This is a genomic window from Gillisia hiemivivida, assembly GCF_007997295.1.
Lineage (GTDB): Bacteria > Bacteroidota > Bacteroidia > Flavobacteriales > Flavobacteriaceae > Gillisia > Gillisia hiemivivida.
In genome coordinates this window covers 39,220-45,962 of sequence record NZ_VORY01000023.1, presented here as the reverse complement: position 1 = coordinate 45,962, position 6,743 = coordinate 39,220, and the positions used below count along the sequence as shown (strand labels likewise).

The 6,743-nt window shown below is 36.0% G+C and carries 3 protein-coding genes; all 3 read left to right on the top strand.

The genetic code is table 11. From position 1 onward, the window contains the following. On the top strand, nucleotides 1-3,674 hold a 3,674-nt coding region (locus ES724_RS14410), incomplete at its 5' end, for a tandem-95 repeat protein (RefSeq protein WP_146934129.1). A gap of 10 nt (nucleotides 3,675-3,684) precedes the next feature. Continuing rightward, nucleotides 3,685-4,599, top strand: coding sequence for a PorP/SprF family type IX secretion system membrane protein (locus ES724_RS14405; RefSeq protein WP_146934126.1), 915 nt, complete (start codon nucleotides 3,685-3,687; stop codon nucleotides 4,597-4,599). A 16-nt stretch (nucleotides 4,600-4,615) separates the two neighbouring features. Further along, complete coding sequence (locus ES724_RS14400; protein WP_146934123.1) at nucleotides 4,616-6,502, top strand: OmpA family protein; 1,887 nt, start codon at nucleotides 4,616-4,618, stop codon at nucleotides 6,500-6,502. Nucleotides 6,503-6,743: the final 241 nt, after the last annotated feature.

Sequence of the window (6,743 nt, the reverse complement as noted above, 5' to 3'; positions counted from 1 at the left end):
GTGGAAATGGAACTGAATTGTTTGAAGGTGATGTGATCTCTGAATCCGCAACTATATACATCTATGCAGCTCCAACAGGAACTTGTCTTGCAGCAGAGTCTGATTTTGATGTAACTATAAATGATACGCCTGTTGCAATAGCAATGGATGATTTAGAAGCTTGTGATTCCTATTTCCTACCTGCTCTTGCAGCCGGAAACCAGTACTTTACTCAAGCTGGTGGAAATGGAACTGAATTGTTTGAAGGTGATGTGATCTCTGAATCCGCAACTATATACATCTATGCAGCTCCAACAGGAACTTGTCTTGCAGCAGAGTCTGATTTTGATGTAACTATAAATGATACGCCTGTTGCAATAGCAATGGATGATTTAGAAGCTTGTGATTCCTATTTCCTACCTGCTCTTGCAGTCGGTAACCAATACCTTACTCAAGCTGGTGGAAATGGAACTGAATTGTTTGAAGGTGATAAAATAACTTCAACGCAAATTATATTTATCTATATTGAATCTGGAAATGAAGTTATATGTGCGAATGAAAGTAGCTTTAAAGTAACTATCAATCCTACACCGGAACTACCTTTAGTTTCTTCTACTATAAACACTACATGTAATCTAAACAATGGTTCAATTTCTATTACTGAAATTGAAGGAGTTGAATTTAGTATCGACGGTGAAAATTATCAAATTAGTGGATTGTTCAGTGATCTTGCTCCAGCAACATACTCTGTAACTGCGAAATTTGTTGATGGAGATTGTATTTCTGATTCAACTGAAATTGAAATCTTAGCAATTCCTGACACAGATGATCCAGAACTTTCAGAAATGGAAGATATTGTTATAGACACAGATCCTAATGTTTGTGGTGTAGTTGTTACTTTCTCTGTTCCTATTGCTACAGATAATTGCGATGGAACAGAAGTTACACTTAACGAAGGAAGCCTGGCTTCTGGAAGTGTATTCCCTGTGGGAACTACAAGTGTTACTTACACTGCAACAGATGCTGCTGGAAATACTTCAACCGTATCCTTTGAAGTGATCGTAACAGATAACCAAGATCCAACAATATCTTGTCCAATAGCTGTGACTCAAACTACAGAGATTGGTGAAAGTTTTGGAATCGTAAATTTTGAAAATGCAAAAGCCTTAGATAATTGTGATGTAACTGTAGAACAAACTTCAGGTCTTGTATCTGGAAGCGAGTTTCCAATTGGAGTATCAACTGTAGAATTTACTGCAACTGATGCTTCTGGAAATACAACTACTTGTAACTTTACGATAACTATTACTGATGAAGAACCACCAACAATTGTGTGTCCTTCTAATATAGATATGGATGTAGATCAAGGAGTATGTGGAGCTGTGGTTTCATTTGAAACACCGATAGCAATAGATAATTCTGATCTTGATGTCACTGTAACTCAAACTGCAGGTCCTGCTTCAGGGGAAGTATTCCCGGTAGGAACTACAACTGTAACATTTACCGCAACAGATGCAGCTGGAAATCAAGCTTCATGTAGCTTCGATGTAACAATTACTGATAATGAAGATCCAATATTTGATACTGTATCAGATATCAATGTAAATACAGATGCAGACTCATGTGGTGCAGTGGTTACTTTCTCTGCTCCTACTGCTACAGATAATTGTGACGGAACAGTTGTGACACTTAATGAAGGAAGTTTAGCTTCTGGAAGTGAATTCCCTGTGGGAACTACAAGTGTTACCTATACTGCAACAGATGCAGCTGGAAATACTTCTACAGTATCCTTTGATGTGATAGTAACAGATAACCAAGATCCAACAATAGCTTGTCCTGGTAATATTATAACTACAAATGTTATAGGCCAAGATTATGCAGTTGTGAAATATACAGAGGTTACTGCAACAGATAATTGTGGAGTAACTGTAGAAAGAACAACTGGATTAGCTTCCGGAGCTCAGTTCCCAATAGGAACAACTGTAGTTACTTACATGGCAACCGATGCTTCAGGAAATCAAACAGAATGTAGCTTCACAGTTCTTGTAAAAGGAACTCCAGTTGCAGTGAATGATGTTGTTAGCACAAACGAAGATACTTCAGTAGTGATTTCAGTTCTAGATAACGACTCAGATCCAGATGGAGACCAACTTATAATAGTAAGTAATACAAATCCAACTAACGGAACTTTAGTAGACAACGAAGATGGAACATTCACTTATACTCCTAACGCGAACTATAACGGTCCAGATTCCTTTACCTACACAATTACAGATGGTAATGAAGGTTTTGATACAGCTACAGTAAGCATTACGGTGAATCCAATAAATGATGCACCAATTGCTGTGGATGATTCAGCTTCTGTAAATGAAGATACACCAGTAACTATATCAGTTCTAGATAATGACTCTGATGTAGATGGTGATGATCTTACAGTAGTAAGTACAACTTCTCCTTCAAACGGAACTGTAGTGATCAACGAAAATGGAACTATCACCTACACTCCTAACGATAATTTCATCGGAAGTGATTCTTTTGAATACACAATATCTGATGGTAACGGTGGAACAGATACTGCTACAGTAACTATTACTGTGAATCCAATCAACGATGCTCCGATAGCAAATGATGATGTTGCTGAAGTAGATGAAGATAATCCAGTAACTATATCAGTTCTAGATAATGACTCTGATGTAGATGGTGATGATCTAACAGTTATTGATACTACAAATCCAGATAATGGTACCGTAGTGATCAACGAAAATGGAACTATCACTTACACTCCTAACGATAATTTCAACGGAAGTGATTCTTTTGAATACACAATATCTGATGGTAACGGTGGAACAGATACTGCTACAGTTACAATAACTGTAAATCCAGTAGACGATTCTCCTCCTGCCCCGCCAACAGTATCGGTAACTCAACCAACTTGTGAAAATCCAACTGGTACTATCACAGTACAAACTATAGAAGGATTAACATATAGTCTTAATGGTGTAGATTACCAAGAAAGCGGAGTTTTTGCAGATCTTGAGCCTGGTACCTATTCTGTAATTGCGCAGGACGGATTTGAACAAGATTCTGAAATAACTGAGGTGATTCTTAATGCACCAGTAGCTATAGCAATTGAAACAAGGACTAATGTATCACAATGTTATGATAATGGTTTTTATGACTTATTCGACTTATTAGTTGGAGATTTTGATCGCACAGGAACTTGGGAAAACCCAAATACAGTAGGAAGCTTAGATGGTAGTATCTTAGACTTAAGTTCATTTGAGAATGATCTGGGTACTTATACTTTCAATTATGTTATTGCAGGGAATTGTCCTTCTACAACAGAGGTGCAATTAACAATAGATGATTCTTGTATCGTATTGGCTTGTAGCATAGACGACGTTAGAGATAGTATATCTAAAGCAGTAACGCCAAATGGCGATGGATTTAATGACTTCTTCAATATTGGAATTGACTTAGATTGTGGATTTACATTCGATGTGAAGATCTTTAATAGATGGGGAGCAGAGATCTACACCATGAGAAATTATCAAAATAATTGGGATGGATTTTCTGACAAATCATTTTCAAGTTCGAACCAATTACCTTCAGGAACCTACTACTATATCATAGAAATTAATGGCGCAGGTGGTTTACAACCAATTCAGGGATACATCTACTTAGGAACTAAATAAAGCTATAAACATGAAAAACTTCTATATCCTTATAACGATATTTTTTGTTGGTCTCTTTACATCAAATGCCCAGCAATTACCACAGTTCACGCAATATATGTATAACACCATATCTATAAACCCTGCCTACGCAGGAAGCAGGGATGGGTTTTCATTAACTGCTTTGAACAGAAATCAATGGGCTGGCTTAAGTGGAGGACCTGTAACTCAAACTCTATCTGTGCACACTCCTCTTAGCAATGAGAAAGTCGGTCTTGGCTTATCCGTGATCAACGATAAAGCTGGTTATGAAAAATACACGTATTTATATGCCGATTTCTCTTATACCATAAATGTAAGCGATAATACTACACTTGCATTTGGTTTAAAGGGAGGTGCTAGTTATTATGATCTGGATGAAGATCTATTTGTAGAACCTTCTGTACTTAGTGATCCGTTTTTCAACGATCAATTCAACAAATGGACACCTAATTTTGGTGCGGGTGTTTATCTATCTGCACAAGATTGGTACTTAGGTCTTTCTGCTCCTAAATTGATAAATAACAACAATAACGATTTTAGTGATTATGTAGCTTTAGAGCAAGTACACTATTACCTAACCGGTGGATATGTATTTGATCTTAATGAAACATGGAAACTTCGTCCAACTGCACTTGTTAAAGCTACTAACGGAGCTCCCCTATCTTTTGATATGTCTGGAACGGTTATTTATGACGAAAAATTATATTTAGGAGGTACCTATAGATTGGATGACGCTGTGGGTGCATTTGCAGATTTCCAGATCTTACCGTCCTTAAGAATAGGTTATGCTTACGAATATTCAATTTCAGATCTTAGGCCTTATACTTCTGGATCTCATGAAATTCTTTTGATTTTCGAATTGAGATCTAAGAATACCAAATATAAATCTCCAAGATTTTTCTAACATAAATAAAACTATTATGAAGAATTTCAACTACTTAATACTCCTACTATTCATTGGAAATAGTTTTATGGCTTCCGCACAAAGCGGAAAGCAAAAAAAAGCCGATCGTCTATATAATGATCTTGCTTATATTGAAGCTGTAGATGTTTATAAGGAACTTATAGAAAAGGATTATAACACCACCTACAATCAAAGTAAACTTGGCGATAGTTATCTAAAATTAAGCAGCCCAGAAAATGCTGTATTTTATTATGCTGAAGCTGTTAAAGATACCAGTATTTCTCCAGAGTATTATTTTAAGTATGCGCAAGCCTTAAGAGGAGTCAAACGATATGACGAATCTAAAGAATGGCTAAAGAAATATAGTTCCGCCGGAAAGAACAAAGCTGAAGTAGATGAATTGCTTTCTAAAGATATAGCCGACTTTAAAATAAAGGATAATTACACTTTAGATAAAGTTGCTTTCAACTCTGGATATAGTGATTTTGGAGCTTATGAGCATAATGGCGTTACCTATTTAGTTTCTGCAAGAGATGGCGGAATGTCTAAAAAGAATAAGGTATATTCCTGGAACGGTGAACCATTTTTGGATGTTTATCAGTTAGCTGCTAATTCTGAAACAGTATCTTCTGTAACTGGAGATATCAATACAGTTTTGCATGAAGGTCCACTTGCTATTACCAAGGATGGTAAATACATGTACTTCACTAGAAATAATTACCTTAATAATAAAGAGGGTAAAAAACTTAAGGATGAAACTAATAATCTAAAGTTATATAGAGCTACCAACAATAACAATTCTTGGGGAGATGTTATGGATCTTCCTTTTAACGATACTGAATATTCTGTAGGGAATCCTAGTTTATCTTCAGATGGAAAAACACTTTATTTCGTTTCTGATATGCCAAATGGTTTTGGTGGTGCAGATCTATATAAAGTTGAGATCATGGAGAACAATATGTTCGGGAATCCTGTGAATCTTGGAAATAAGATCAATACTAGCCTGGACGAATCTTTCCCTTTTATGGCTAAAGATTCAATTCTATACTTTTCTTCAAATGGACATCCTGGCTTCGGCTTGATGGATATCTTTAAAGTAGATCTTTCTAAAGAAACTTCAGAAGTAACTAATATTGGAGAACCTATAAATAGCAACCTAGACGATTTCGCATATTTTCAAAAAAAGGGGAGCAATTTAGGTTACTTCGCTTCTAACAGAGATGGCGGAGCCGGAAGTGATGATATCTACGGATTCAATCTACTAAAGACATTGATTCTAAAAGGACAAGTAACGGACAAAGTGAATGGAGAACCAATTCCAAATGCTACAGTGCGTTTATTCACACCAGACAATAAACAACTTGCTTTCCTTGAAACTGATACCGATGGGAACTATGAGCAGGAGATCAATAGAAACATGAAATATCCTATTGAAGCTAAGCACATTCAATATAAAGAAATGACTGGCACCGTAGATTCTAATAATACAGATGATGTTGAAGAACTTATCTATAACATACAATTAGATCCTATTGAAGATGTAGAATATTTAGCTGAGATCAATAACATCTATTTCGACTTTGATAAATCCAATATTAGACCAGATGCAGCTAAGGAGCTAGACAAGTTGGTTAATTTAATGTCCAACAAATATCCGGACTTAGTGATTAAGATCGGTTCTCATACAGATAAGCGAGGATCTGATCAATATAATGTAGGTTTAGCTGAAAGAAGAGCGCAATCTACCTACGATTATTTAGTAGCTAATGGAATTGCTTCAGGACGTATTAATGCACATGAAGGTTTTGGTGAAAGAGAACCGGCAATAGCATGTGATTTATGTAGTAAGGAAGAACATCAGTTAAATAGAAGATCTATGTTTAGTGTTGTAAAAATGAAGTAGATCTCATTAATAAAAAATATAACGCCCAGATAGTATTTTATTATCTGGGCGTTTTCGTTAGTATAACTTTCAATGAAGTATTCCCTCTTATTCAACTGAATAATTTTCTGTTGTCACATCGAATGTCCTAAATCCATTTGTGATCTAGGAGTTACCAACCACTAAATATTAGTCTGCTCTTAGCGAAAGCAGAAAGATTCCTCAAGACCTGACTATTAAACTATTGAAATGGGAAAACCTT

Bases quoted from the DNA above. Each gene is read 5' to 3' on its own strand.
- ES724_RS14405 (WP_146934126.1), top strand. From the start codon at position 3,685: ATGAAAAACTTCTATATCCTTATAACGATATTTTTTGTTGGTCTCTTT.
- ES724_RS14400 (WP_146934123.1), top strand. From the start codon at position 4,616: ATGAAGAATTTCAACTACTTAATACTCCTACTATTCATTGGAAATAGT.